The 25,036-nt window shown below is 36.6% G+C and carries 26 protein-coding genes; 16 read left to right on the top strand and 10 right to left on the bottom strand.

What is annotated here, in order from left to right:
• Positions 1 to 441 precede the first annotated feature (441 nt).
• Both H9635_RS06270 and H9635_RS06265 read left to right on the top strand, forming a co-directional pair.
• The gene (locus tag H9635_RS06270) at positions 442 to 2,439 is read left to right on the top strand and encodes a catalase (RefSeq protein ID WP_191699293.1); all 1,998 of its coding nucleotides are present in this window, start codon (positions 442 to 444) and stop codon (positions 2,437 to 2,439) included.
• A gap of 515 nt (positions 2,440 to 2,954) precedes the next feature.
• Positions 2,955 to 4,016 (top strand): YkvI family membrane protein, encoded by a 1,062-nt coding sequence (locus tag H9635_RS06265; RefSeq protein ID WP_191699292.1) that lies wholly within the window; start codon positions 2,955 to 2,957, stop codon positions 4,014 to 4,016.
• A 94-nt stretch (positions 4,017 to 4,110) separates the two neighbouring features.
• Here the strand turns inward: H9635_RS06265 and H9635_RS06260 are convergent, their stop codons facing one another.
• From H9635_RS06260 to H9635_RS06250, 3 genes are read right to left on the bottom strand one after another with little or no spacing between them, the layout of a single operon-like run.
• A complete protein-coding gene (locus tag H9635_RS06260) occupies positions 4,111 to 5,661 on the bottom strand; it encodes a YndJ family protein (protein WP_191699291.1) in 1,551 nt (516 codons plus the stop codon).
• Positions 5,630 to 6,238 carry a DUF4166 domain-containing protein gene (locus tag H9635_RS06255; RefSeq protein ID WP_191699290.1) on the bottom strand — a complete coding sequence of 203 codons (609 nt, stop codon included), beginning with the start codon at positions 6,236 to 6,238 and terminating at the stop codon, positions 5,630 to 5,632. Before H9635_RS06255 ends, H9635_RS06260 begins: the two co-directional genes overlap by 32 nt.
• Before the next feature lies 1 nt (position 6,239).
• Entirely contained in the window at positions 6,240 to 7,148 is a 909-nt protein-coding gene (locus H9635_RS06250; RefSeq protein ID WP_191699289.1) for a DoxX-like family protein, read from the bottom strand.
• Positions 7,149 to 7,460: 312 nt separating this feature from the next.
• Between H9635_RS06250 and H9635_RS06245 the strand changes: the two genes are divergently transcribed.
• Genes H9635_RS06245 through H9635_RS06230 form a run of 4 tightly spaced genes read left to right on the top strand, consistent with a single transcriptional unit; the run spans position 7,461 to position 9,604 of the window.
• Entirely contained in the window at positions 7,461 to 7,838 is a 378-nt protein-coding gene (locus H9635_RS06245; RefSeq protein WP_191699288.1) for a GntR family transcriptional regulator, read from the top strand.
• Positions 7,838 to 8,716, top strand: coding sequence for an ABC transporter ATP-binding protein (locus H9635_RS06240; RefSeq protein WP_191699287.1), 879 nt, complete (start codon positions 7,838 to 7,840; stop codon positions 8,714 to 8,716). Before H9635_RS06245 ends, H9635_RS06240 begins: the two co-directional genes overlap by 1 nt.
• Positions 8,700 to 9,308, top strand: coding sequence for an ABC-2 transporter permease (locus H9635_RS06235; protein ID WP_191699286.1), 609 nt, complete (start codon positions 8,700 to 8,702; stop codon positions 9,306 to 9,308). Before H9635_RS06240 ends, H9635_RS06235 begins: the two co-directional genes overlap by 17 nt.
• A 23-nt stretch (positions 9,309 to 9,331) precedes the next feature.
• Positions 9,332 to 9,604 carry a YfzA family protein gene (locus tag H9635_RS06230; protein ID WP_191699285.1) on the top strand — a complete coding sequence of 91 codons (273 nt, stop codon included), beginning with the start codon at positions 9,332 to 9,334 and terminating at the stop codon, positions 9,602 to 9,604.
• Between the two features lie 173 nt (positions 9,605 to 9,777).
• On the opposite strand, the gene H9635_RS06225 is transcribed toward H9635_RS06230, so the two are convergent.
• On the bottom strand, positions 9,778 to 10,290 hold the full coding sequence (locus H9635_RS06225; RefSeq protein ID WP_191699284.1) for a hypothetical protein: 513 nt from the start codon (positions 10,288 to 10,290) through the stop codon (positions 9,778 to 9,780).
• A 172-nt stretch (positions 10,291 to 10,462) separates the two neighbouring features.
• Positions 10,463 to 10,801 (bottom strand): hypothetical protein, encoded by a 339-nt coding sequence (locus tag H9635_RS06220; protein ID WP_191699283.1) that lies wholly within the window; start codon positions 10,799 to 10,801, stop codon positions 10,463 to 10,465.
• 358 nt (positions 10,802 to 11,159) lie between these two features.
• Here H9635_RS06220 and H9635_RS06215 point away from each other — a divergent pair, with 358 nt between their 5' ends.
• From H9635_RS06215 to H9635_RS06205, 3 genes are read left to right on the top strand one after another with little or no spacing between them, the layout of a single operon-like run.
• Positions 11,160 to 12,140 carry a TAXI family TRAP transporter solute-binding subunit gene (locus tag H9635_RS06215; RefSeq protein ID WP_191699282.1) on the top strand — a complete coding sequence of 327 codons (981 nt, stop codon included), beginning with the start codon at positions 11,160 to 11,162 and terminating at the stop codon, positions 12,138 to 12,140.
• A gap of 55 nt (positions 12,141 to 12,195) precedes the next feature.
• Positions 12,196 to 12,612 (top strand): DUF1850 domain-containing protein, encoded by a 417-nt coding sequence (locus tag H9635_RS06210; RefSeq protein WP_225231141.1) that lies wholly within the window; start codon positions 12,196 to 12,198, stop codon positions 12,610 to 12,612.
• Positions 12,609 to 14,630 (top strand): TRAP transporter permease, encoded by a 2,022-nt coding sequence (locus H9635_RS06205; RefSeq protein WP_191699281.1) that lies wholly within the window; start codon positions 12,609 to 12,611, stop codon positions 14,628 to 14,630. Before H9635_RS06210 ends, H9635_RS06205 begins: the two co-directional genes overlap by 4 nt.
• Before the next feature lie 90 nt (positions 14,631 to 14,720).
• Here H9635_RS06205 and H9635_RS06200 read toward each other — a convergent pair whose 3' ends face one another.
• A complete protein-coding gene (locus H9635_RS06200) occupies positions 14,721 to 15,182 on the bottom strand; it encodes a DUF2691 family protein (protein WP_191699280.1) in 462 nt (153 codons plus the stop codon).
• Between the two features lie 69 nt (positions 15,183 to 15,251).
• Positions 15,252 to 15,692, bottom strand: a complete 441-nt coding sequence (locus H9635_RS06195; RefSeq protein WP_191699279.1) for a DUF4275 family protein — start codon at positions 15,690 to 15,692, stop codon at positions 15,252 to 15,254.
• A gap of 471 nt (positions 15,693 to 16,163) precedes the next feature.
• On the opposite strand from H9635_RS06195, the gene H9635_RS06190 reads away from it, so the two are divergent.
• Entirely contained in the window at positions 16,164 to 16,796 is a 633-nt protein-coding gene (locus H9635_RS06190) for a hypothetical protein (RefSeq protein WP_191699278.1), read from the top strand.
• Between the two features lie 186 nt (positions 16,797 to 16,982).
• Here H9635_RS06190 and H9635_RS06185 read toward each other — a convergent pair whose 3' ends face one another.
• Both H9635_RS06185 and H9635_RS06180 read right to left on the bottom strand, forming a co-directional pair.
• Positions 16,983 to 17,861, bottom strand: coding sequence for a helix-turn-helix transcriptional regulator (locus H9635_RS06185; protein WP_191699277.1), 879 nt, complete (start codon positions 17,859 to 17,861; stop codon positions 16,983 to 16,985).
• 90 nt (positions 17,862 to 17,951) lie between these two features.
• Positions 17,952 to 18,965, bottom strand: a complete 1,014-nt coding sequence (locus tag H9635_RS06180; RefSeq protein ID WP_191699276.1) for a DUF2332 domain-containing protein — start codon at positions 18,963 to 18,965, stop codon at positions 17,952 to 17,954.
• A gap of 113 nt (positions 18,966 to 19,078) precedes the next feature.
• Here H9635_RS06180 and H9635_RS06175 point away from each other — a divergent pair, with 113 nt between their 5' ends.
• Entirely contained in the window at positions 19,079 to 19,966 is an 888-nt protein-coding gene (locus H9635_RS06175; protein ID WP_191699275.1) for a LysR family transcriptional regulator, read from the top strand.
• A gap of 224 nt (positions 19,967 to 20,190) precedes the next feature.
• On the opposite strand, the gene H9635_RS06170 is transcribed toward H9635_RS06175, so the two are convergent.
• The gene (locus tag H9635_RS06170) at positions 20,191 to 21,015 is read right to left on the bottom strand and encodes a MerR family transcriptional regulator (protein WP_225231140.1); all 825 of its coding nucleotides are present in this window, start codon (positions 21,013 to 21,015) and stop codon (positions 20,191 to 20,193) included.
• 119 nt (positions 21,016 to 21,134) lie between these two features.
• Here H9635_RS06170 and pssA point away from each other — a divergent pair, with 119 nt between their 5' ends.
• The 5 genes from pssA to H9635_RS19360 all read left to right on the top strand — a co-directional run bounded on the left by pssA (position 21,135) and on the right by H9635_RS19360 (position 24,810).
• Positions 21,135 to 21,674 (top strand): CDP-diacylglycerol--serine O-phosphatidyltransferase, encoded by a 540-nt coding sequence (pssA, locus tag H9635_RS06165; RefSeq protein ID WP_191699273.1) that lies wholly within the window; start codon positions 21,135 to 21,137, stop codon positions 21,672 to 21,674.
• Positions 21,661 to 22,059 (top strand): DedA family protein, encoded by a 399-nt coding sequence (locus H9635_RS06160; RefSeq protein WP_191699272.1) that lies wholly within the window; start codon positions 21,661 to 21,663, stop codon positions 22,057 to 22,059. The genes pssA and H9635_RS06160 overlap by 14 nt, the downstream gene beginning before the upstream one ends.
• A 92-nt stretch (positions 22,060 to 22,151) precedes the next feature.
• Complete coding sequence (locus H9635_RS06155) at positions 22,152 to 22,703, top strand: GNAT family N-acetyltransferase (RefSeq protein WP_191699271.1); 552 nt, start codon at positions 22,152 to 22,154, stop codon at positions 22,701 to 22,703.
• Positions 22,703 to 24,418 carry an ABC transporter ATP-binding protein gene (locus H9635_RS06150; protein WP_191699270.1) on the top strand — a complete coding sequence of 572 codons (1,716 nt, stop codon included), beginning with the start codon at positions 22,703 to 22,705 and terminating at the stop codon, positions 24,416 to 24,418. Before H9635_RS06155 ends, H9635_RS06150 begins: the two co-directional genes overlap by 1 nt.
• Before the next feature lie 263 nt (positions 24,419 to 24,681).
• Positions 24,682 to 24,810, top strand: a complete 129-nt coding sequence (locus H9635_RS19360; protein WP_263616888.1) for a hypothetical protein — start codon at positions 24,682 to 24,684, stop codon at positions 24,808 to 24,810.
• The last annotated feature ends 226 nt before the right edge of the window (positions 24,811 to 25,036 follow it).

Genomic DNA, 25,036 nt, shown 5'->3' with positions numbered 1-25,036 from the left:
AAATTTCATGTTTTTTAGTGCAATAACGGAAATTCCTTCCCTTATTTTGACTGTTTTTTATAATATTTTAGAAATAACGGAAATTTATTCCGCTATTTATCTCATTCCGCAAATCAATCTGCCGCCTCCACCCCCAACCACCATAATTGAATTTGAAATTATCGGCTTTAATCAGATATTTGTTAACTTAGTCATTGCTGGGTTACATTCTTATGCTTGAAAATATTATGAAGAAAAAACAGTGACCTCATAGGGAGATGCTGTTTTATGTATATAGTTATAAGGATTTTCGAATTTGCCACACACTTTTCACTTATATTTCAAATGTTACGTTTATATTTCAAAGGACTATTTTTATTGATATAGGGTAGAAAAGTAATAGAGATGGTTGTGAACTATCTATCTTATGAAACTTGCTATTTTGTATGAGGAGGATTTGACGTGGAAAACAATAACAATAAAAAAGTCGATCAATTGAAACAGTTTACTACAAAAGATGAAGGTCAGCCGCTAACTACTAATCATGGACTGAAATTAACGAATGATGAGCATTCCTTAACAATTGGTGAGCGCGGTCCAACGATAATGGAGGACTTTCATTTTCGTGAAAAAATGACGCATTTTGACCATGAGCGTATTCCGGAGCGTGTCGTACATGCGAGGGGCTCAGGTGCACATGGTGTATTTGAAAGCTATGGCGATGCCTCAGATATTACAATGGCTCATTTCTTAGGAGAGAAGGGTCGACAAACACCTGTATTTGTACGTTTCTCGACAGTAGCAGGATCAAGGGGCTCAGCAGAAACAGTTCGTGATGTACGTGGATTTGCAACGAAATTTTATACAGAAGAAGGGAATTATGATTTAGTTGGTAACAATATTCCAATCTTCTTTATTCAGGATGCGATCAAATTCCCTGATTTAATACATGCAGTAAAACCGGAACCTCATAATGAAATTCCTCAAGCGCAAAGTGCCCATGATACGTTTTGGGATTTTGTCGTAAACAATGAAGAAACGGCGCACATGACAATGTGGCATATGTCTGACCGTGCAATTCCGAAGAGCTATCGCCAAATGGAAGGGTTTGGTGTAAATACATTCCGTTTTGTTAATGCCAATGGAGAAGCTCATTTCGTAAAATTCCATTGGAAGCCTGTACAAGGTATGGAATCTTTAGTGTGGGATGAAGCTCAAAAAATTGCAGGTAAAGATCCTGATTTCCATCGTCGTGACCTGTTTGACCAAATCGAGGCAGGGAACTACCCGGAATATGAGCTAGCAGTACAGTTAATTCCACAGGAAGAAGAGTTCAAGTTTGATTTTGATATTTTGGATCCAACAAAGATTTGGCCAGAAGAGCTTATTCCTCTTCGAAAGCTTGGAAAAATGACGTTAAACCGTAATGTTGATAACTTCTTTGCTGAAACTGAACAAATTGCATTCCATGTAGGCCATGTTGTTCCAGGTATTGATTTTTCAAATGATCCATTGTTACAAGGGCGTTTATTCTCATATACAGATACACAGCTTATTCGTTTAGGTGGACCAAACTTCCATGAACTGCCGATAAACCGTCCAGTATGTCCTTTCCATAACAATCAGCGTGATGGTTACGGTCGTATGACGATTAATAAAGGACGTGTTGCTTATGGAAGAAATGGATTACAAAACGATACACCGCATGTAGTGGATCAAAAAGACGGCGGCTATGCTCATTATCAAGAAAAAATCGAAGGCCGTAAAGTACGTGCACGTAGCGTGTCATTTGAAGATTTTTATTCGCAGGCTCGTCAATTCTGGTTAAGCCAAACGCCTGTAGAACAGGAGCATATTATTGATGCCTTCTGCTTTGAATTAGGAAAAGTCGAAACAATTGAAATCCGTAAAGCAGCGGTAGATATGTTTGCACGAGTTGACCGTGCGATGGCTGAACAAATTGCACAGCGAATTGGTGTATCCGCACCAGATGCGTCAATCGAGCAGGTAGCGGATTTGCCACCATCAGATGCTGTGAGTATATTAAAAAACCAAGTACCGATTTTAAAGGCAAAAAAGGTTGGTATTATTGTCGACACAAACAGCAATGTGGATGATCTAATTCAAAGTTTGGAAAATGAAGGGGTTATTGTTGAGTTGATTAGTGATAAACAAGGCATGATCAATAACCGTGAAATTAACCATACATTAGATACGGCAGACCCTGTTCTTTACGATGGGCTATTTGTGGCAGCAAGCTTTACAGATGTAGTTCAAAATCGTAAAATGCAAAGATTTGCAGATGAAATATTCAATCATTATAAAGCACTAGGCTATATTGCATTTGAAGGTATGGATAAATTGTATGCAAATGCACCGGGTGTTGTAACAGCGCCTGATGAATTTATTAATGCTTTAAAAATGGGCCGCCATTTTGACCGTACAGATGCAACGGGATAATCTTTATATAATCAAATAAGTTGCATAAAAAAGTTCAAAAAGGCATTTTTCTCATTGAGAAAAATGTCTTTTTGTTGCACATGAAATATTATTTTCAACGTTTATTTTCTTTAGCCCATAATATTTGCCTTTGTAATTTGAATAAAAAAACGCTACACTACTTTTTGCTGTGAAATTGCTAGTTTACTAGAGTATGATATTATGAATGGGTATAAAAGCCAATATGAAAGTTCCATGACAAAGAGAGTTATCGAATTATTTGTACATTAACAAGAGCTTGTATGAGAATAAGGAAAGGGGGAATTATTTAGTAACTTAAATGGAAACTATAGTCTTTTAGAGCTGTGGTCTTTATTACCAGGGCAAAATGGTTATTTATATATTATCGCAGGATAGTATTTTAATGGATGAATCAAGTTAATATGAATTCTGAAAAATCTTATGTGAGGAATAACCTAAGTTATCTTTCTTATACATATTGAATCGTAGTTATACAAAAAAGGGGAGTGAGGCGTTTGAAAAATATATTAAAAATTGGAAGCGCATTTATTGGCGTGATTGTAGGTGCAGGATTCGCTTCAGGACAGGAAATACTACAATACTTTACTAGCTTTGGCACACTAGGGATTTTTGGAGCAATTTTATCGACTGTGCTATTTTCATGTATTGGTATGCTTTTAGTATGGCTTGGGAGTTATACAAAAACGAAATCACATAAAGATGTTATTTATCGAATTAGCGGGCGTTATCTTGGAATTGTAATCGATTTAATTCTTATTTTTACGTTGTTTGGCGTAGGGGTCGTTATGCTTGCCGGGGCTGGTTCGAACCTAAATCAGCAGTTTGGGTTACCTATTTTTGTAGGTACGACTCTTATGACAATACTTGTACTGTTAACAGGATTTTTAAAAGTAAATCGGGTTGTTTCAATCATCGGAAGCATTACGCCGGTTCTGATTATTTTCGTTATATTTATTGCGATTTACAGTTTTATTACTATGGAGGGGACATTTGCTTCCTTAAACGAAGTAGCTCAAGCAACACCGACAACATTACCAAACTGGTTTATTTCCAGTATTAATTACGTTTCATTTAATATCGCAGTTGGAGCTTCGATGTCAATTGTTATGGGCGGGGCTGAAAAAAGTCCAAAAACTGCAGCAATCGGTGGATTAGTAGGGGGACTTGTTTTAGGGATAATGATTCTCATAATCCATTTGGCTATTTTCTCCAAAATTGAAGAAGTTGGCACATTGGACATGCCAATGCTGGGAATAGTGAGTAACTTATCGCCAACACTAGGTATTGTCATGTCACTAGTTATCTTTACTATGATTTATAATACAGCAGTTGGAATGTTCTTTTCTTTCTCAGCTCGCTTTGCAGAATCAGGAACACAGAAATTTAAAATATTCTTTGTCATTACGATGATTGTTGGCTATTTAGCAAGCTATGTAGGATTTACTGGACTAGTTAGTTATTTTTATCCTCTAATTGGTTATTTGGGGATTATCCTTATTATTGTACTACTAGCTGCTCCTTTTATAATTAAGAGACAAGTTGCAAAAAATCAGTAAATTTTATTTTACTTGAATTGGTTTATGTGAACGCAAAAATAGTTGAATAAATTTTACCCGGCCCCTTTATTGCATTTAGGGAAGCCGGGTATTTTTATTTTTTGTGTATGTGATAATCAATATGTAGAAACTTCATTCCAAACAGTTTCATATCATGGGTTGCGATAAGCAATCCTTTGTGTTCCTTTATCACAAAATACTCATGTAGTGGTAGTTTGAATACATAGGAACCAATCGCCAAATACGTACCGGCATCGCCTTGTCCATCAGTCGTTAAGTACAGTACGCCGTCTTTTGCGGAAAGCTGTAAGATACCGTGCATCGAAGAAAAGGGCAGGGGTAGGGCAATATTCATATAAGTATTGGACGCATCAATATGCTGCGAATAAATCGCATTAAATACGGGTTCGCCATTAATCGACCGTTGCCAAACTCGCGGTTTTTCTCGCCCGTCATTTTGCGAATCGACTTCCAAAATTTTACCGTCCATCACAATCGTTTTTGAAGAGAACGGTAAATTCAGCTGTCCCATTTTCCGGCTAATAAACTGATACACAAAGGCAAAGGGTTTAAACCATGTTTCCCATTGAACAGACGCTTTTAATTCAAACTGCATTGTTCGTTCATAAAACTCAACGATTAAAACAGGGATTTCCTCTTTATTAAGATAAGATGCCATATCATCGATCAATCCACGCACTGGTTTGTTTGTTGGAGAGAATCGCCCCCGGATTTTGCTTACAGGGAATGAGTAATCGTTATGCTTTGTTGGCGGAATATAAAGACTCCAGGCGATTACAACGGCAATACCAAACCCCAAACAATTTAAAAGCCCATGAAAGTCCAGCATATCGGGAATATCCACAATAATTTTTCCAGTTAAATTACTGTAAGCGTATAAAAATGACCAAATGATTGTAAAACACAATGTTATAAAGCCCAGCCGGGTAAAAAGGCTTTGGACATGCGGCAACCGCCATTTCATGACATAGAAGCTAATACTGAAAATAGCAAGTACATATAAGCTGACCGAAATGATTTCAATAATTCTTGAAAAGGTAATTCCGACAGCTACTAGCATTGGTCCTGCGGCAATAACGGCACAGCAAAATTTATAGTATCGAGTCATATGAAGACGCCCAATCAATCCGACTGTAATACATAGTAAAAAGGCGGAATAATGAAAGTGAATAGCAGTTAGCCATGTAATAATCGGACTAAATCCTGTATTCAACTGCAAATGGAATGCCAAAAACCATAGTCCACCCATCACAATATAAATCAGTCCGATATCAATCATTATTTCAGCCGTGTTCGTAAACCCCCGTCTCAAAAATCGGTTGACCCCATGGGAAGCAATGACAAGTGTACCTAGCAAATAAGCAAGCACACAAAGTAGGATGAGGAAATCCTGTTGCGTGAAATACAGCATTGTTACAGCGAATTGACCGATTATAATAATCAGCTTTTGCCAATTTTTCAGTAAAACTAACTGTTCCAGTATGACTGGTACAAAGATCAGTTGTGCTAATGTTAAATAATAGTACATTGATGTTGGCTCATTAAATAACAGTAGGGCACCCATACAAGTAAGACCGATGCTTGTTAAAGGTCTACTGAGCACACGGCGTAAACTGACCAGCATACATCATCATCCTTCCAAACAAATCATTGTAAATGGAGACATGGATCGTATACACATCCAGCACATCATCATATCCTTCTGTCACAACTACGCGACCTGTCAGCTTCCTGGGCAAGACAACCTCTGTCTTGCCAATTACAGCACGTTGGTCTACGGAACGGATCATTAAGGAACCGTCTTTCGTAACATTCATTTTTAAATCCGAGTAGAACAGTGCCGGATCCCCTAAATAATCTTTTACGATTTGCCGCTCCAAATCGACTGTCATTGTAGCATTGAACTTGCGTGTTGTCTGATCAAAGAAAAAAGTACGTTCCCAATAGACTTCGGCTTCTTTTTCATTGTTCATTCTCGCTGTATTCGTAATTGTAAAGGGAATTTCCTTGCCGTACTCGGGAAATAGAAAATCGGTTTTCGTAAACAAATGATACATCGGACGTAAAAAACGTGGTCCGGAATGAATGACTTGCATTGTCCCTTGTGCATAAAAAGGCTGGCATAATGGAAGGCGGTATCTTTCCTGCAGTTTTGGATGAAGCTTGTTAAAGTCATTTGCCAACAATGTTACGTAAATCATATTAAGCACCTCTTTTTCGTTTGCAAAATCTTGCAGTCGGTAATTCTTTTGTCAGTAGTAAAGCAATGATGGAAGCAAACCATAATCCAATATTCAGTGTGACGACATTAAATGGAGCCGTTGCAACTGTGGGTGCCGCAATGATTGCGCTTAATGTCAGCAAAGGGAACAACACAATTTGCGCCTTTAGCAGCAGTTGTTGCAATTTAGGTACCAAAAAAAGTAACCCAATCATCATTTCCAAAACGCCAATCCAAATAATTGCCGTGGACGCTTGGCCCAATGATAGCGGTGACAGTTTCATCAGCATATCAATCTCAAGCGGATGCTTCATCAGCACTTTCGGTACGAGACCTTGGTACATCCATGTAAAACTAAATAGAAAGCAGAGCAAATAATAGCTGAAAAATCGTCGGTATTGAGTGGCCGGTTTTTCTCCGGATTCAATCCACCTTGCGAGTACATTAAAACTAAGTGCGGTAGCCCAACCGATTACAGGGCGAAACAGCTGATCGAATAATTGTCCGAGTTGACCGAATCGGACGTCGTAGTCATACTGGGTGAGAAAAGTTACATGGTCACCATTCGGTATATATTGCCAATAGCCGCGACCTTCCTTAATAGGGGAGATCAGTTGCGGTGTCCCGAAATGGAGCGAAGAGGTTTTAACACCACTTGCTTTTTCGTGTGTTCCTTTACTTTCCCCCCAACCGGCTACCGACAGACCCGGCATCACTTTGGTTGTATATGTAAATGTTTGAGGAGCATCCTCATGTTGTTTTTCAATATAGGTAATCGATGTAAATCGCAAATCCCACTGTTCATGTAGGTCGGGCTGCTGTGTATAGTGCCATACTTCTTCAATCGAGCTGTCTATTACGGTTTCCACATAAATCGGCTTTTTCTTCAAGATGTTCAGCTCCTTTATTAAAAAAATGTATTCTTTTCATTCATCATACATTAATTTAACCATCCTGATTAGACAATGTGTCTTAATTATTCACACTACAGAAAAAGTCTCAGCAATTACGAAACCAATTAATGTCTGATATTAACTTCCAGTAAGATAATTCCAACCGAGAAAATCCGTTCATAAAATTGAGCGGGTTTTTTTATGTTTATCTTTTATGAAATATAAATTAATAATTTTATTGACAATAAATGGGGTTATTATATATATTGTATATAAAGTATATATACAATATGGATTGAGGATACAAGCATGCAAATTTTAATCGCTCACAATTCGAAAGAACCGATTTACGAGCAAATCTTTAATCAAATAAAGAAAAGTATTTTGGCTAACGAACTTCCTTCGGGATATGCTTTACCCTCTATGCGTAATATGGCAAAAGATTTAGAGGTCAGTGTCATTACGACAAAGCGCGCATATGAGGAATTGGAAAAGGCCGGATTAATTTACTCTGTTGTCGGGAAGGGCTCCTTCGTTTCGGAGCAAAATATCGAAATGATTATCGAAAGAAAACAAAAAGTAATTGAAGAACAGTTGAGTCAGGCGATAAAAAACAGCAAGGAAATCGGATTAAGTTTGGAAGAACTAAAAGAAATTATGACATTGTTATATGAGGAGATGGATTAATGGAATCAGTAATACAATTTACAAATGTGAATAAAGCTTTTAATGATTTTGCGATTAAGAATCTTACCTTTGAAATTAAAAAAGGCTTTGTTACTGGATTTGTCGGGGCGAATGGAACGGGGAAATCAACGGCGATTAAGCTGCTTATGAATTTACTGCAGCCTGACAGTGGGGAAGTTAAAGTTTTCGGTTTAAATTATAAAACACATGAAAAAGAAATCAAACAGAGGATCGGTTTTGTCTATGATGAACATGTGTTTTATGAGCATCTTACATTGCAGGAAATGAAGAATTTAATTCAGCCAGTATATACACAATGGGATGACGAGCTTTTTTATAAATATGTAGAGCAATTTCAATTGCCTTTAAAGAAGAAAATCAAAACCTTCTCTAAAGGGATGATGATGAAAGCTTCACTGGCAATCGCTTTATCCCATCATGCAGAACTGATTGTTATGGATGAGCCGACAGCAGGACTGGACCCAGTGTTCAGACGTGAGTTTTTAAATTTATTGCATGAGATTGTACAGGATGGCGAAAAAACCATATTCTTTTCAACACATATAACATCCGATTTAGATCGGATTGCAGATTATATTATCTTCCTTCACAATGGAGAGCTAATATTTATGCATGAATTTTATACAATCGCAGAAAAATACGTCCTCGTTAAAGGCGGGTTGAATTTACTTGATCAAGACACCGAGAAAGAGTTTATTGCAGTTAGAAAAACAGAGCTAGGATTCGAAGGTTTGTCGTGTAATAAGGAACAGGTAATGCAATTATTTGGAGACTTAGCTATATACGAAACAGCAACGCTCGAAGATATTATGTTCTATACAAAGAAAGGTGGAGAGAAGGGTGTATCAATTAGTTAAAAAGGATTTAATCATTCATAAAAAAATGCTAATGGGTATGTTTCTTGTTTTGCTTATTTATATGTACATCGATATTCCGATTATTTTTCTAGGTCTATTATTTTCCATGACATTGACATTAAACCTATTTTCAACGGATGAAAAGCGACATGCACAAATGTTATTAAGCTCATTACCTTTTACACGTAAAGAAATTGTCAGCTCAAAATACATTTCAGCAATATTTTTTATTTTATTAATCGTATTGGCGATAACTGGTGGTAGTTTATTATTTCAACAAGTGTTACCAAACGGGTTTCATTTATTAATGATTGCAATCGGATCGTTATTTGTCGTTTCTTTTATGTATCCAGTTGCCTATAAATTTACTAGTAAATATGTGAACATCACATTCTTCACATGCTTTGGACTTTATTTGGCAATAATTATGTTTTTCATCCCTAATTTAAATGATCAGATTCGGGAAATTTTCACCAAAATAATGAATTTAGGGGAATCGCAGCTTACTTTATATGCAGGCCTTATCTTGGTGATTACGTATATTCTATCCTGGTTATTATCAATTCGAATTTATGAAAAGAAAGTGTTTTAAACATCCCTTTAGGAGAAGTTTTTATGAAACTAATAAAAAAACAGTGGTTACTTCCTATTTTTGCTTTTTTATTACTACAAGTGGTTTTTGTATTAATGGAGTTTACAGGCTGGATTCCTCGTTTAAGAGAAATAGACGGGAATTTATTTGGTACCCTTACAGATACCCTGCTGTTTAAAGAGTGGTTTAACTTTTACGATACGCCGTTCTTTAACCTGTTCACCGTCTTTTTGGGAGTGCTCGTTATTATAAATATCATAGTCAGTTTATTATTCAAAAAAATAAAGGTTTTTTAATACAGTTAATCAAGCTTCCAAACCATTTATAAAGGAAAATGCCTGAGATAGCGCATTTTCCTTTTTCTAATTTAAAAGATTTCAATAGTAGTTCGGCTGCTGTGATATGCTACCCATTAGCTAGACAAATTGAAAGTAGCATTTTGGGACGTTATTTTGAACTATTATGAATACTACAAGTTTAAAATATCATTTATAATCTGTTTCAACCCATCATTCAAACCTAATAAATTATGATATTTCTCCGTTACAAAAACATAACTATGATTTGTACTTTCAGGTGAAAAGATATAGTCAAATTCATTAATTTCCGTTGTATATTCCTTTTCAACGAATACCTCTGTACTATCTTCTACTTTGTATATATTCACTTTATATTGAATTGTATTATCATTTAAATACTCGATAACATATGTGGACTCCTTATTTAATAATTTTTTTTCAGATTTTTTTAATTCAAAAAAGGGCTGGTCATATATATTAACCATATCGTTAAAAAAATCATTGTTCTGAGTATATTCGTATATTTGTTTCTCTGTTTCGCTATCTTTTACGATGATTAAATCGACTGAGGAAATGTTATTTAATATTCCCCCTATGTAATTCACTTTGTTTTGCTCACTCCAAATAGAAAAAATGACTCCAGCAAAAACAAAAAAGGCTATTAAGAATATCCATTTCTTCATATGACACCCCCAATAATAGTTATTTAATCTATATTCGATTTGTTATTTAAAATACCTTTAGAACATTCCCAAAGCAAATTTTGGGCGAATTTCAAAATGCTTATTGCACCTAAAGCTCGTTAGTTTAATAAGAAAAACGATGCTTATTAAAAAATCGAGCTCGATTGCTAATTTACATCTTTGATATACCATAGATAAAAATACAAAGTAATAAACTGATAATGGTTAAGCCAGCAACTGGAATAGCAAAAACTTTATTGTTTTTAAATTCATAGATTGCTGTAATTATACCTGCGACGCATAATACTAACCATACTGGTATAAACACAGCATCCGCAATATTTGTTGGTAAAAGAGCGTAACCACTAATTAAGTAAAATACCCAATGAAAAACCAACAGTCCTACTATTACATAAGAAAATTTTCGAGGTGGGTTTCCTTTTTGAACTTTTCTAACAGCTATAAATACAGGAATGGAAAACGTTAAAAATGCAATAATGCCAACAACCATTAAAAATATTAATGAAATTCCAATGATGAACACTCCCTATCACATTACCTGATTTTGTAATCTGACTTATTTTACAATAAAAGGTTGCATCACCCGATTATTGAATACAAGTAAAACAAGTACTAAACCGACGTTTGATAACATTTGTAGTGCTCGACTTTTTAAATCCCATAATTACTGTTTTCTCCTCAATATCCAGATATCACGATGAAGAAATTAGAATTTTTAATAAACAGTAGATATGCGTGAACTTTAGCATTTATTCGTAATTTTAAGAATAAATTGTAATGTAAGGGTTTCCTTTTTTGTTCTGAATAGCTAAACTAGCAGTATAGTATAAAAAATAAGGAGGAATTTCATGAAGAAAAAATTATTTTTAGTTTCTGCTTTATCGTTATCATTGGCACTTGCTGCTTGTAATGGAAGTGATGACAAAGAAAATGGGGGAACTGACGCAACTGAAGGTTTGGAAACAAACATCGTAACAATTGCAACAGGTGGTGCGAGTGGGCCTTATAACATTATCGGTACAACGCTTGCGGATCAATACGTGAAAGAGTTTGATGTGAACTCTCGTACGCAAACAACGGGTGCATCTGTAGAAAACATTAATTTATTGGAACAAGGGAAAGCAGAAATGGCATTTGTCATGAGTGATGCTTTGTCTCAGGCAATCAATGGAGAAGTGAGTTTTAATGAACCGATAAAAAATGTTTCTCAAATTGCAACATTGTATCCGAACGTTGTACAAATCATTACAAAAGAAGGATCGGGAATTAATACAATTGAAGATTTAAAAGGAAAACGCATAGCTGTTGGAGATCAAAACTCAGGTGTAGAAATTAATGCCCGCGTATTACTGAATGGGCACGGGATTACATATGAGGATGTTAAAGTGGATTACTTAGGGTATGCGGAAGCAGCGGATGGCTTAAAAGCTGGAACAATTGATGCAGCCTTTTTAACGAGTGGCTTACCAAATGCTTCTGTCATGGAGTTAGCTGAAACAACAGGTATCCAATTAGTATCCGTAAACGCTGAAAAAGTAGCAGAAATTGCAAAAGAACATCCGTACTTTATTTCGTATGATATCGCAGTAGATACGTATAAAAATGAAGAAGCGATTACAACAGCGGCCGTGCCAAACGCACTGGTTGTTCGTACAGATATGAGTGAAGATGATGTATATGATTTAACGAAGCAATTCTTTGAAAGTTTACCTACTCTTCAAAATTCACATCAAGCTGCAAATGATATTACATTAGACGCTGCACAAGAAAGCGTTGTAGCACCAATTCATCCAGGTGCACAACGTTATTATGATGAGCAAGCGAAGTAAGAGCTTTACAATCGGAGGAGCGGTAGTAATCGCCCTCCTTTTCGCTTCTTTTTTCTTGAATTTTTCAGTTGTAACTGTCGAAGCCGATGAACAAATGTATTGGACTTGGCAAGATGCATTTGAACTGGCATGGATTCATTCAGTGGAAAAAGAGGAGTGGGTGGAGTTTTATGAAATAAAAAATGATCAACTACTTTTAACACACACATCATTTAAAACGTTCGGGGCAGGGGTCCCCAGCACACCGAATGACGGGAAGAATACTGTGCTTGAAAACGGCTATGTAACAATGGACATCGACAGAATGTTTCGATCTCTGCAACTAGTTGTATCTGAGAACGTAGAAAGCACACTGCTGTTAGAAGAAAAGGAAGTACCATTATATAAGCTGACAAAAAATTATGAAGTCGTTACCATTTCCGTAACGAAACTCTCTTTATGGGATATGGTATTTAAGGGGGTAAAGTTATGACAGAAGGAAAAAAAGAAACGGTGTTGGCTGAAGAAATTTCAAGTGATCAAGTAAAAGCAGTTCTTGAAAAATACGATACTGATTCAAAAGTACGGAAATACAGTAACAAAAGTATGGTCATCCTGCTAAGTGTTTTAGGCATTCTGTATTCACTATTTCATTTGTATATTACGTTTAATCCGATTCCGACCCTGTTAATGCGTTCGATTCACTTACTTTTTGCTATGGGTCTTGTGTTTTTAATCTATCCAACCTTCAATAAACAACGTAGAGACAAAATTCCTTTTTATGATTGGATATTATTTGCTTTAAGTATTGGAGCTTGTGGCTACTTATTTGTAGAATATCAGGATATTGTTTCAACACGAGGTGGTATTCCGAACACGGTAGATATTATCGTTGCAATCATGGCTGTACTCTTGGTACTGGAAACGGCAAGGCGTGTAACAGGATGGATTTTACCGATTTTGGCCTTGGTATTCCTAAGTTATCCATTCTTTAGTCACCAAGGATGGTTGCCACGTATGATGATGACACGAGAGTTTGATTTAGGTGATATTTTCGGTCAATTGTTCTTAAAAACGGAAGGATTATTTTCAACAGCCATTGGAGCTTCCGTGCAATTCATCTTCCTATTTATTTTGTTTGGTGCTTTTTTATCTAAATCCGGAATGGGTCAATTCTTTAACGATTTAGCACTTGCTTTAGCAGGACATAAACAAGGAGGACCTGCCAAAGTATCGGTTATCTCTAGTGCATTTATGGGGAGTATTAATGGATCCGCCGTTGCGAATGTTGTCGGAACAGGAGCATTTACAATTCCTTTAATGAAAAAAATTGGCTATAAAAAAGATTTTGCTGGAGCCGTTGAGGCAAGTGCCTCCATTGGTGGACAAATCCTGCCGCCTGTTATGGGAGCGAGTGCCTTCATTATGGCGGAAACTACAGGTATCAGTTATGGTACGATTGCACTTGCTGCCATCATCCCAGCACTTTTATACTTTTTAGGTGTAATCATGCAAGTACACTTTCGAGCAGGTCGTGATGGATTAAAAGGGATTCCAAAGCCAGACCTCCCGCGTGTAAAGGAAGTATTACTAGACAAAGGTCATTTAATAATTCCGCTTGTGGCGCTTGTGGCACTACTCGGTTCAGGAATGCCAGTTGCACATGCTGCCTTTTGGACGATTGTTTTAACTGTTGTTGTGGCAGCTGTGCGGAAGCATACACGTATGTCGTTTAAAGATATTTTGTTCGCGTTAGAAGACGGAGCACGTCAATCCCTTTCAACCGTTATTGCCTGTGGTGTCGTTGGTATTATTATCGGTGTAGTGAATTTGACAAGCTTTGGCTCAACTTTAACGTCTGCCATTACTACACTTGGTTCAGGCAGCTTATTTTTAACATTATTCCTAACAATGATTGCTTCGATTATTCTCGGAATGGGGCTTCCAAGTATTCCAGCATATATTATTACAGCTACGATGGTCGCACCTGCACTTGCGGATTTTGGAGTTCCGCTTTTAGTGGCGCATATGTTTGTGTTCTATTTCGGTATTTTTGCCAATATCACACCACCTGTCGCACTTGCTTCATTTGCGGCAGCAGGGCTTTCGGGAGGAAGTCCTATGAAAACTGGTGCCGTATCCGTTCGCTTAGCACTCGCAGGATTTATTGTCCCGTATTTATTCGTATACGCTCCTGCTATGCTCTTAATTGATCCGACAGGACTACCAATGAACGCAACTGAATTCCCGTGGGCATCAATTCCTGATATTTTATCAGTAACGATTTCATCAATTTTGGGTGTAGTGGGGATTGGTGCGGCACTCGAGGGGTATTTCAAAACCTATATGAACGTCATCACCCGTATCGTTTTAGCAGCAGGTGCATTATTACTCATAGTTCCTGAGTTCTATACGGATGTAATTGGTGGGTTAATTGTAGTGGGTATTTTTGTATTTAATACGTTACAAAACAATAGAGAAGAAAACCTAGCAAAAGAAGTCGTTGAATAATATAAAGAAAACATAAGATTCTCCAATGCAGTTTAAATCAATATTGAAGGAAAATGCCTAACTCTAGCATTTTCCTTTTTTATTTCGAATTTAAAAGATTTCAAAAGTAGTTCGGCTGTCATTTTCATCTGTAATATAGGAGACATTTTCATATTTCGAAGCTATCGCCTGATCGTGTAATGCTTTTAGGACTTGCTGATCCTTTGCATAAATGGTTACATAGGAACAATCCACAAGTAAAAGTACAAATTCACATTGGCTGTTCAAAAACTGCTCATATGAAGTGAAATCTCTCACATGAAGAGGGTCAGGAAAAGCTTTTAAGTCCGCAAATATTAAATAATAATCCGTTTCAGAAATTCTTTTATAAAAAGCGTCTCCTGTATATAAATATGGTTTCGGGAATAGGGGGCTACCTAATTTATCATTTTCAATATAATAAGCCTCCTCACCACCAGTCTTCCAAAAATAATTTTTGAAATCGAAAGCATTTAAAATGTCTAGCAAGAATTGTCCATATCTGTTTGGAATCTCAAAAGATAGTCCTCTCATCTAATATTCGATCCTCCTTCCCAATCGTCTAACATCACGGCAATGGTATGATATATAATTTTTATCTACTCAGTTCAAGTAGTCTGCCTCACTATAGTAAGGACCAAAGTCACTTTCATGTGTTACTACGTATGTCCATGTAAAATGCTCGTCTACAATATAGACATCTTCTTCCTGTTCAAAATGAATAGCTTTTAGTGTGTCTGCTCGTTCAATTAACAAAACTTCTGGTAATCGCTGATGAAACACGTAGCACTTTGTTTTCTTTTTCATATCAAAGGCTTTGTTTGCGGCAGCTTTTACAAAATGGGATTTTCGTTCATTGCTAAAAACATGCCATAAATAACCACAGCAATAACGATCTCCGTAAAGATATATTTTTTCCTTTTCACTTTCATTTAAATGGTGAACAAAAGCATCTTCCCAGCGTTTACGGAAATAGGGGGCAAAGTAGAGATATTCTTTAAATTTAATTTTATTTTTTTCAAGCTGCTTGATTAATTGGTTCATATATACCTCCAATGATTTGATATGTGTTACTTCCATTAAATCTGAAAATCTACTGGCTAGCCAGGATGAAAATTTGGTTGCTCCGGTAACAGGAAATGGAGAAAACCGTTATTTGAGTGAAGCACAGCATGAACAATAAAAAGAAACACTTAATTTATCACTACGGGCAATAAGTGCAATGATAAACAAGGATTATGAATATTTAGAAGGAATTCTTGCCCCTACAGTAAAACTTAATAAAGAGAATAATACGATTTCTTATGGGGATTCAAATAAAATACCTATAAGAGACACTTTGATTATAACAATTTTGAGTTTAGAGGTTATATGGTTCAAGGAGAGATAGTGTGCATAATTTTAGGGGTTTATCATTTGTTAAGGATAAAGAGAAGACTGGGAATTATCTACTGGACTCAAGTTATACTAATTAGGGTAATTTCAAATAACCAGAAAAAGGTAACAGGAGGGAAAATGAAAAATATTAAAGGGCTTTTAATTTTAGTCATAAGTTTGCTAGTGCTTTCTGGATGTAATGAGGATGAAAAGCAACCGGTTTCTACTATTAACACTGAAGAAATTAATCCAGACAAAGAAACTGAAAAAGAATTATTAGCATTGTCAGAAAAAATATTTTCGCTGTTAAAGGAGTCTAACTACGAAAAAGTAGCTGAAAAGGTTGAACCAGAACATGGAGTTACTTTTGCATTCTATGCGGATTTTGGGAATCCCGAAGGCTATGGAGGAGAATATGTAAACTTAACAAAGCAGGAGATAAGTAAAAGTAATGATACAAAGTATTTATGGGGAGCAGATGAATCAGATAAAGAATTTAAAATGTCCCTAGATGAATATGTTCAACAGTTCCTCTTACGAAGCTGGGGGAGAAGAGAAGTAGATTATAGTATTATTACATTCAATGAACCAGCAGAGAATTTTGCAGGTGTTTTTAATACCATCCATGATTATTACCCGGATGCTAAATACGTAGAATACTATTCGCCTGGTGAAACGGAGCATTTGTTTCAATCACTGCGGTTCATCTATCAAGAAAGAGATGGGGAATGGTATCTTATCGGAATAGCTCGTGATGTATCTACTTTATGACAAATTGAATGTAATGTTGCTTTAGTAAATTCGTTGGCAAGCATTTGGTGCTGACTCCATGTGAAGAATAACTGTATTTGAGTAATCAATAGAGGGAGTTATTAATAATAAACTGAATTCCAGATTACAAGGAGTAGGCCTTTAATCTGGAATTTAGTTTCAAGCAATTATATTGAATTGGCTTATTTAGAAATCATCAAATCCTAAATTTACCGGCTCTAACGGGAGATCTCCAACGGAACCAATCATATTTGTTGTGGCTACGGATTTCTCCACTTCTTCAAATTTAATCCCATCAATCCACGCTTCTCCTGCTCCAGAGAGTAAAAGTCCAAAATGAATAGAAGCACTATCTTCGGGTACATCCAGTACAATCGAGTAGTAATTCCAATCTGTAGTACCATGGATAGCGCGGTTGTCCATATTATCAAATTGGAGTAAATCACCGTTTTTAGAATCAATACGGCACCACGCACCACATTTCACCGCTTCCTTTGTTTTAATAAAGCAAGACATTTTGAAACGTTTGCCGACCCAATTTTTTGCCGAAAAAGATTGCATCATTGTGCCAAATTGCCCCTCATCCATAGCTCCAGTGCAACCTAGATAACCGGATTTTGTTCCGGTATGAAATACTTCAGTATCTGCTTTCATTGTGTACGCTGCTGGATTTGTCCCGCTCAAAAACCAGCCTTTTACTTCGTTTGTTGTCGTCATTTCCTGTTCCTCCGTTCGCATAATTGATTTCATTAGATTGCGGTATTTTCCAGGGGGCATATTGTATAGCTCTTTGAATGCTCTAGTAAATGCTTCTTGAGACTGGAAATGGCATTCAAGCGAAATTTCCATAATACTTAAATCGGAATGAAGCAGGAATAGAGAAGCCATTGCAAGACGCCTTTTCCGAATATACTCTCCAATCGTTAAACCCGTTTCCTTTTTAAAACTTCTTGTTAAATGAAACTTAGAATAGCCGATTTTCTTTGCATAATCTTCTAGTTGCCAATGTTCTAAAAGATGATCCTCTAGTGTAGTAATGATATCCTGCACGATTAAACTATACATTGCTGTCCACCTCTAGAATTAAGTATAACGAAGAAATGATTGATTTTTTTGATAATTATTGCGGTACGATTTTACTACCGATCCGATTAATTAACTCCAATAAAAATAAAGCCCATGCCCATCCGTATTTTTTAATACTTTTAAGTTAGTTGTCTCATTCGAATTAATATAATCCACATGTAAATGTTGATCGTACATATTATTATAAACATGGTAAATCGGTGTTTTGCTGCTTAAATTGTTGATCATTGATAATAAATCTTCCTTTAATTCTAAAGGGAACTGATTGGCAACATGCGTATGAAAAATGACAATTTGTGATTCTTCATTTAGTTCGCCAATATACTTTGGAATCAACTTTCTGAAATCACCTTCTAATAAAGTTTTCTCACAGTTTAAATGGATTTCACGCGCCTTTTTTAAATTTTCTTTTCGCTTCTGTTGTTCTGGCCAAATTAAGCACTGGAGCCAATAATAGTCGTCTTCCTCTTTTAAGTCGATAATGTTTAAGTCAATTCCTAAGCGGTTTTTAATTTCAAACGTATCTATCCCGATTAAAGTATCTCCTAAATTCTTCGCGTTTATCTGAAGGGAACTTCCTTTAGCTCCATAATGAATAGGATCAGATTGTTGAATTTCGTATTGATAATAATCAAGGTTTAATAATAATCCTGCACTTGTTCCAATCTCGATAAGTGTTAATGGTTTGTTACTTCGTTTAAAAATTTCATGGAAAATGGGGTACAGGTAGGCTGCTCGTTGAACCTCATTTGTTTGCACTTTTTTCGTCTGGAATAATTGTATTAACTCGTGTTTATTTTCCTTACAGAAATCCTTTAATAAATGAAAGCTCGTTTCGAATTCGGTTTCTTCCGGGTGAAGAAAACAGTGAGCTAATGGTCGTTTTGATCTTAATGCTAAATATTGCACCGAAGCAAAAAAGAGATTTGGTTTAGGCTGTGTCTTAGGAATATGCTTGATTAAATCTAGCAGAAAATCCTCCTTAACGATGCGATGGCACCAAAATTCATATAGAGGGCTGTTATCTTTTGCTTCCATTTCTGCAAAGCGATTAAAAGTTGAGATAATTTGATTTTTTCCCATGTTCATACCTTCTTTCTTTTGAGTGACTTTATCGTATAATAAATATTAAATTAACAGAATTAATAAAAATTAATGAAATTGATTAATATTATTAATTAGAAGAAGGTGAAATCATGGAGCTAAAATGGCTGAAAACTTTTGTGACAGTTTATGAATGCAGCAATTTTAGGGTAGCTGCTGAAAGACTGTTTATTTCGCAACCAAGCATTTCCGTACATATAAAATTATTGGAAGAAGATTTAAAGGTACCTCTGTTTGTAAGAAATCATACACAAATTCAACTTACAAGAGAAGGGGAGTATTTTTATCCTTTAGCGAAAGAGATTTTAGAGAAGGCTAATGAAAATAAACAGTTATTGTTATCGTATTCAAATTCTGAAAAGATTCAATTATCCATTGCGCTATCTCCAATATTGGTAACAACAAAACTTCCCGAAATTTTGTATGAATTTATGTCCCATTTTACAAACTACGAGCTTGATATCGTAATAGAAGAATCACATGATATAGATGCTTTAATTCGCTTACAAACGGTCCACCTTGCGATAGGTACAAGCAACAGTAAGTTTAAAGATATTCATGCAGAAAAATTACAAACAAGTCCACTTGTTTTAGCATACCCGCCTTCATTCAAAGATGAAGATAAAAAAATATCAATTATCTTGTCAGAACTATTAAAGGAATATCCAATGTTTGTAGGGTATTTGGAGGGAATAGAGCCGCTATTAACACTAATTGAACAAGAACACAAAATTCCCCGGAAAAATACAATTAAAGAAAGTAATATCGTGAAACAACTAGTATTAGGTGGTTTAGGAATTGGTTTTCTACCTAAGTTTCTCATAGAAGATGAGCTGGCAGAGGCTAGATTGAAAATTTTAGAATTAAAGCCGCATATGCATTTGTTTCCTGTAGAAATTTATATGAAGCACGTTCGAGAGAGTGAGCAATTATTGCCTTTATTAAACTTTATTAGAGAAAAATATAATTCGAATTTATAACAGCACTAATTAACAAGGCTTTAAAGTTTGTGTGTCAGTATTTAGTGGAAAAATGTTAGGTCATTGGACAGGCATGCGCCAATATCGGATTGAATACATGCCTGTTAAAATTATCTTGATATGTTTAGTCGATTAAAGCGTTCAGTTTTATATGGGTAGCATCTATCTGTAAAATAGACACTTTTTCAATATGATTAGGGGCAAGTAGAATTATTAAAACCTTCTTATTGCTTTACCTTTACACTAATTTTCGTAATATAATTCTCCTCTTCTTTTGTGACAATCGAGTGGAGTAAGTATTCTTCGTGAATATCCCCATCTAACTCGAATCCTTTCTTCTTTAAATGGCTAAAGAGGATGTTATACGTACGTTGAATCTCTTCAAAAGGCCCCTTATGGTAAATAATTGCATAGTCTCCAGCAGGCTTCATGACAACTGAAGGGGCATCTGTATGACAAAACAGATAGCTTTCTGCTTCAGACTCGGGTTCCATAAAATTATTAGACTTCCAGTATTCTTCTTTCGGATAGACAACGCCATATGCTGCCGTGCTTTTGACGCCCAACGTTTTGTGAAAAGGAGTAAACAGTTCGTACAGTTCTTCCATGGGTTTTGTCCAATCAATCCTCTCTGAACTATAAACAACGGGCTCAGCAGGTAATGCTTGAATTGTTACTTCACTTAATACGACCTGCTCTAGTTCCTTCGTTAAGGCAACTGTACGCTCAAGAAACTGTTGAATATGTTGTAACTTTTGAATTTCTTTTGCGACTTTTTCATTCTGTTGCATTGCTAAGCGCTGTAAATCTTCCACGTTAGGCGAGCTAAAATAATGTTTCAGCTCTTTAATCGGTAAATCGACTGCACGGAGCGATTGAATGGCTGAAAACTGGTCAACCTGACTATAGGTGTAATAGCGGTAACCGTTTTCAAAGGTACCAGCAGGTTTAAATAAATCAATTTTATCGTAATACAAAAGCGTATCTTTATTGACCTCTACTAACTTCGCGAATTCCCCTGTTGAAAATGTTTTTTCGTATAATTTCATCATAATTTTGCATTTCACCCTTTACTCTGGACTTACTCCACACTTTACACTGTGTAGTAGTTAAAAGACAAGCGAACTTCATATTCGACTTGCTTTACGGTTAGATAGGAGACGATTTCATGCCACACAAGCTTGTGCCAACGATGCTAACACTTTGTAATTTTGCGAGTGGTTTTTTAGCGATTTATGCCGTATTCGCCCAACGGTTTAGTATAGCAATATTATTCATATGTTTTGGATTATTATTTGATTTGTTTGATGGGTGGACAGCTCGAAAATTAAATGCCGTTTCGACGTTCGGGAAAGAATTGGATTCACTCGCTGATATTGTGACATTTGGTGTTGCACCAGCTATTTTAGCCTATCATCTCGTGTTAAGCGAACTAGGAACAATCGGGTTAGGTGTTGCATTACTTTTCAGTATCGGGGCGATTCTTCGCCTTGCACGTTTTAATGCGATACAAAGTGACTTACCGACATTTATTGGACTTCCTGTACCTGGGGCGGCGATTGGTTTACTACTGAGTGTAGCCTTCATGTCACCGTGGTTTGTCGTTTTGAGTACATGTTTACTGAGCTGGCTAATGGTGAGTCATGCGAAATTTCCTCACTTTAAAAAAATCAAAGTAGATGAGGAAGAGGTACATGGCTTACATTGATCAACTTATTGGCAACTATGGTTATGCAGCGGTATTTATTATCCTTGCGCTCGGTTTATTTAGCCTGCCGATTCCAGATGAAGTAATGGTATTACTAGTGGGGTATTTCACAAAAATTGGTTTATTGCATTATAGCTTTTCGCTAATCGCTATTTTTAGTGGCTCATTCATTGGCATGCTACTTAGTTATGTTTTAGGGAAAAGGCTAGGTCGTCCGTTAATGGATTGGCTCGGAAAGTGGTGGGAAAATTCTACAAAATTGTGCCATAAAGCTGAGCATTGGATTGAAAAGTATGGGGCGCCTGCAATTATTGTGAGTTTTTTTTATTCCAGGCATGCGACATATCGCAGGCTATTTTTGCGGAGTTTCACATATGGCACTTAAAACTTATGCGCTTTATGCAGGAGCGATTGCATTGCTTTGGAGTTTACTATTTTTAACGATAGGACAGATTTTTAAGATTGAGAGGATTAATAATGACAGCAGAGATTACTTTAGCACCTGCTCTACAGGAAGAACTAATGATTATAAAGAAAGAAATACAAGATGCGTTTATGAAAGGTTTACACGATTGTTTTCCAGATGCAGAGGACCCGTTAAAAATGGGGATTGTACCATCAGAAGAAGACTATAAACAGTCATTATTTGGAAAACAATCTGTTGTACGTCAGCTTATGCAAGATGGCAAAAGAATAGGTGGGGTTGTCTTACAAATAGATGAAAAATCAGGTCGTAATGAAGTGGATTTCTTCTATACACTATCTTCTGCACACGGCAAAGGCATTGGCACAAAGGCGTGGTTTGCGATTGAAGCAGCTTTCCCTGAAACAAAAGTGTGGGAGTTATACACACCGTATTTTGAAAAGCGCAATATTCATTTTTATGTGAATAAATGTGGTTTTAAAATCGTTGAATTTAACCATAAAGGCTATGCAGGATCAAATGAGGAAGCGGAAGACCCTATTTTTGATGAGTTTGAATTTTTCCGTTTTGAAAAGGTTATGACGAAAGTGAGTCGTGACGTGTAATGCAAAGGAAGGTGAAGCAACTTTATACATTGATGAATCGTAGCCAAATGGCGAAAAGTCAATTCGTATTTTTGTTTTTCATTAGTATTTTAGAGGTAGCTGCGGGATTAGCAGTACCACTACTGACGATGAAGCTAATTAATCAAATTTCAGACAGTGGCTTTGCGTTTACGTCACTTTTACCAGTCATGGGTGTATTGGTTGTACAGGCCGTTTTGAGTGCTGTTACGTTTTATATGATGCGCCGAGTTGGTGAGGGCGCTGTAGCAAACTTACGTACGGAAGTATGGGATCATATGCTACACTTACGCCTACCGTATTATGATGTGCATGAATCGGGCGAAACGATGAGCCGTATCACACAAGATACAAATGTTGTGAAAGAGTTCGTAACGGAACAGCTTGTGTCGTTTGTGTCGGGTCTATTCACCATCCTTGGAGCAGTCATTGTTTTACTATGGATTGACTGGAAAATGACGTTGCTATTACTCCTTGCTGTACCTCTCACGATTTTTGTAATGTATCCGTTAGGGGATAAAATGTATGAGTTATCAAAAGCAAATCAAGATGAACTTGCAAGTTTTGGTGGACGATTAGGGCGTATTTTATCAAACATTCGTCTTGTGAAAGCGTCACAAACTGAACGACAGGAACTAGAGGGTGGAAAAGCCCAAATTCAACAATTGTATAGGTTTGGAATGAAAGAAGCGAAAATTGTAGCGGTTCTTACGCCACTTATGACACTCATTATGATGATCGTGTTAATCGCCATCTTTGGTTATGGCGGTTCACAAGTCGCAAGCGGAGCTATCTCGTCAGGCGAGTTAGTGGCCATCATGATTTATTTAGTGCAAATCATTATGCCATTTACACAAATGGCGACGTTCTTTACGGATTTACAAAAAACACTAGGTGCAACGGAGCGTATTGTGGAGGCATTAGATGAAACACGTGAAGTGCGAGAAGGGAAGCCTGTACCCTCAGCCTCACTGCCAATTCGATTTGACAATGTATCGTTCAGGTACAATGAGAAGCCTGTGTTAATCGGCATGACATTTACCATCGAGCCGAATGCGACAACTGCTTTCGTCAGTCGAAGTGGTGGTGGGAAAACGACGATGTTCTCGCTCATTGAACGTTTCTATGAAGTGACAGAGGGGCAAATTTTATATGGTAACGAACGAATCGAGACGTTTGATTTAAATGAATGGCGTGCTTTATTTGGCTATGTCAGTCAAAATGCGCCGCTGTTAAACGGAACGATTCGTGAAAATGTTATGTACGGCACACCGAATGCAACAGAGGAAGAAGTGCTTGCGGCGTTAAAAGCTGCGTATGCGTGCGACTTTGTCATGCAGCTCGAAAAACGACTCGATACAGAAGTGGGAGAAGGAGGCATTAAGCTTTCAGGTGGCCAAAAACAGCGTTTGGCGATTGCTCGTGCGATTTTACGAAATCCGAGAATCCTACTACTTGATGAGGCGACATCGAGCTTAGATAACGAATCGGAGCGTGAAGTACAGCTCGCATTAAATACTTTAACGAAGGACCGGATGACGATTGTTATTGCGCACCGTTTATCTACGATTACAGGTGCTGATCATATTCTTGTATTCGAAGAAGGGAAACTTTCTGGACAAGGCACGCATGAGAAACTTTTGCAAACACATCCATATTATGAACAGCTTTGGATGAATGGACGGTTAGAAGAATAAACATTATTTTTAAAATAAATGGCGTGGAAGAGTTGAATTAACATGATGGTATGGTCATTTAAATGAGCAACAATATGGATAGTTGTTGCCCATCTTATTCACACATGGAGATCTTCCGTTAGCAAACAAGATTTATTAAAAGCAAAGAAAATTATTTAATAGCAGCAGGCATTCAGATCGCACCAAATATCATTATCATACAATTAATTATAGCTTTAAGGAAAAATAAGTATCCATTAACCATTGCAGGATGGGTGATGACGATGGTAGAAATTATTTTATTTTTCCTTATGTATCAAACTGTGTTGGATTTAGAGCTATTTATGTATAGCGGTTTTGTCATTGTTGCAATTGCTACTGCCCTACTTGTCAAAACGATCCGTTCAAAATAATGAAAGATAAATAGGACTACTATGCAAGTGAAAGGCTTGTAGGTGTGTCCTATTTTGATATGTATAGATATTTCTGAATTCCTTGTGGTTCTTCGATAGGTAAGCGTTGTTATATGTGGGCAAGTGCTTCGCCGCTCTTGACTGTTCACGTTTAATTTCCTCTTATAATGTTATACTTGCGTGGTGAAGGTATATGATGATGAGAAATTTTGCCTATGTGGGACCA

Origin of the sequence: Solibacillus faecavium (assembly GCF_014836905.1) — a bacterium.
Classification (GTDB): Bacteria; Bacillota; Bacilli; order Bacillales_A; family Planococcaceae; genus Solibacillus; species Solibacillus faecavium.
This window is presented reverse-complemented; position numbering and strand designations above follow the sequence as displayed.

Bases quoted from the DNA above. Each gene is read 5' to 3' on its own strand.
- H9635_RS06260 (WP_191699291.1), bottom strand. From the start codon at position 5,661: ATGCTGGTCAGTTTACGCCGTGTGCTCAGTAGACCTTTAACAAGCATC.
- H9635_RS06255 (WP_191699290.1), bottom strand. From the start codon at position 6,238: ATGATTTACGTAACATTGTTGGCAAATGACTTTAACAAGCTTCATCCA.
- H9635_RS06245 (WP_191699288.1), top strand. From the start codon at position 7,461: ATGCAAATTTTAATCGCTCACAATTCGAAAGAACCGATTTACGAGCAA.
- H9635_RS06240 (WP_191699287.1), top strand. From the start codon at position 7,838: ATGGAATCAGTAATACAATTTACAAATGTGAATAAAGCTTTTAATGAT.
- H9635_RS06230 (WP_191699285.1), top strand. From the start codon at position 9,332: ATGAAACTAATAAAAAAACAGTGGTTACTTCCTATTTTTGCTTTTTTA.
- H9635_RS06225 (WP_191699284.1), bottom strand. From the start codon at position 10,290: ATGAAGAAATGGATATTCTTAATAGCCTTTTTTGTTTTTGCTGGAGTC.
- H9635_RS06220 (WP_191699283.1), bottom strand. From the start codon at position 10,801: ATGGTTGTTGGCATTATTGCATTTTTAACGTTTTCCATTCCTGTATTT.
- H9635_RS06215 (WP_191699282.1), top strand. From the start codon at position 11,160: ATGAAGAAAAAATTATTTTTAGTTTCTGCTTTATCGTTATCATTGGCA.
- H9635_RS06205 (WP_191699281.1), top strand. From the start codon at position 12,609: ATGACAGAAGGAAAAAAAGAAACGGTGTTGGCTGAAGAAATTTCAAGT.
- H9635_RS06200 (WP_191699280.1), bottom strand. From the start codon at position 15,182: ATGAGAGGACTATCTTTTGAGATTCCAAACAGATATGGACAATTCTTG.
- H9635_RS06195 (WP_191699279.1), bottom strand. From the start codon at position 15,692: ATGAACCAATTAATCAAGCAGCTTGAAAAAAATAAAATTAAATTTAAA.
- H9635_RS06190 (WP_191699278.1), top strand. From the start codon at position 16,164: ATGAAAAATATTAAAGGGCTTTTAATTTTAGTCATAAGTTTGCTAGTG.
- H9635_RS06185 (WP_191699277.1), bottom strand. From the start codon at position 17,861: ATGTATAGTTTAATCGTGCAGGATATCATTACTACACTAGAGGATCAT.
- H9635_RS06180 (WP_191699276.1), bottom strand. From the start codon at position 18,965: ATGGGAAAAAATCAAATTATCTCAACTTTTAATCGCTTTGCAGAAATG.
- H9635_RS06175 (WP_191699275.1), top strand. From the start codon at position 19,079: ATGGAGCTAAAATGGCTGAAAACTTTTGTGACAGTTTATGAATGCAGC.
- H9635_RS06170 (WP_225231140.1), bottom strand. From the start codon at position 21,015: ATGAAATTATACGAAAAAACATTTTCAACAGGGGAATTCGCGAAGTTA.
- pssA (WP_191699273.1), top strand. From the start codon at position 21,135: ATGCCACACAAGCTTGTGCCAACGATGCTAACACTTTGTAATTTTGCG.
- H9635_RS06160 (WP_191699272.1), top strand. From the start codon at position 21,661: ATGGCTTACATTGATCAACTTATTGGCAACTATGGTTATGCAGCGGTA.
- H9635_RS06155 (WP_191699271.1), top strand. From the start codon at position 22,152: ATGACAGCAGAGATTACTTTAGCACCTGCTCTACAGGAAGAACTAATG.
- H9635_RS06150 (WP_191699270.1), top strand. From the start codon at position 22,703: ATGCAAAGGAAGGTGAAGCAACTTTATACATTGATGAATCGTAGCCAA.
- H9635_RS19360 (WP_263616888.1), top strand. From the start codon at position 24,682: ATGGTAGAAATTATTTTATTTTTCCTTATGTATCAAACTGTGTTGGAT.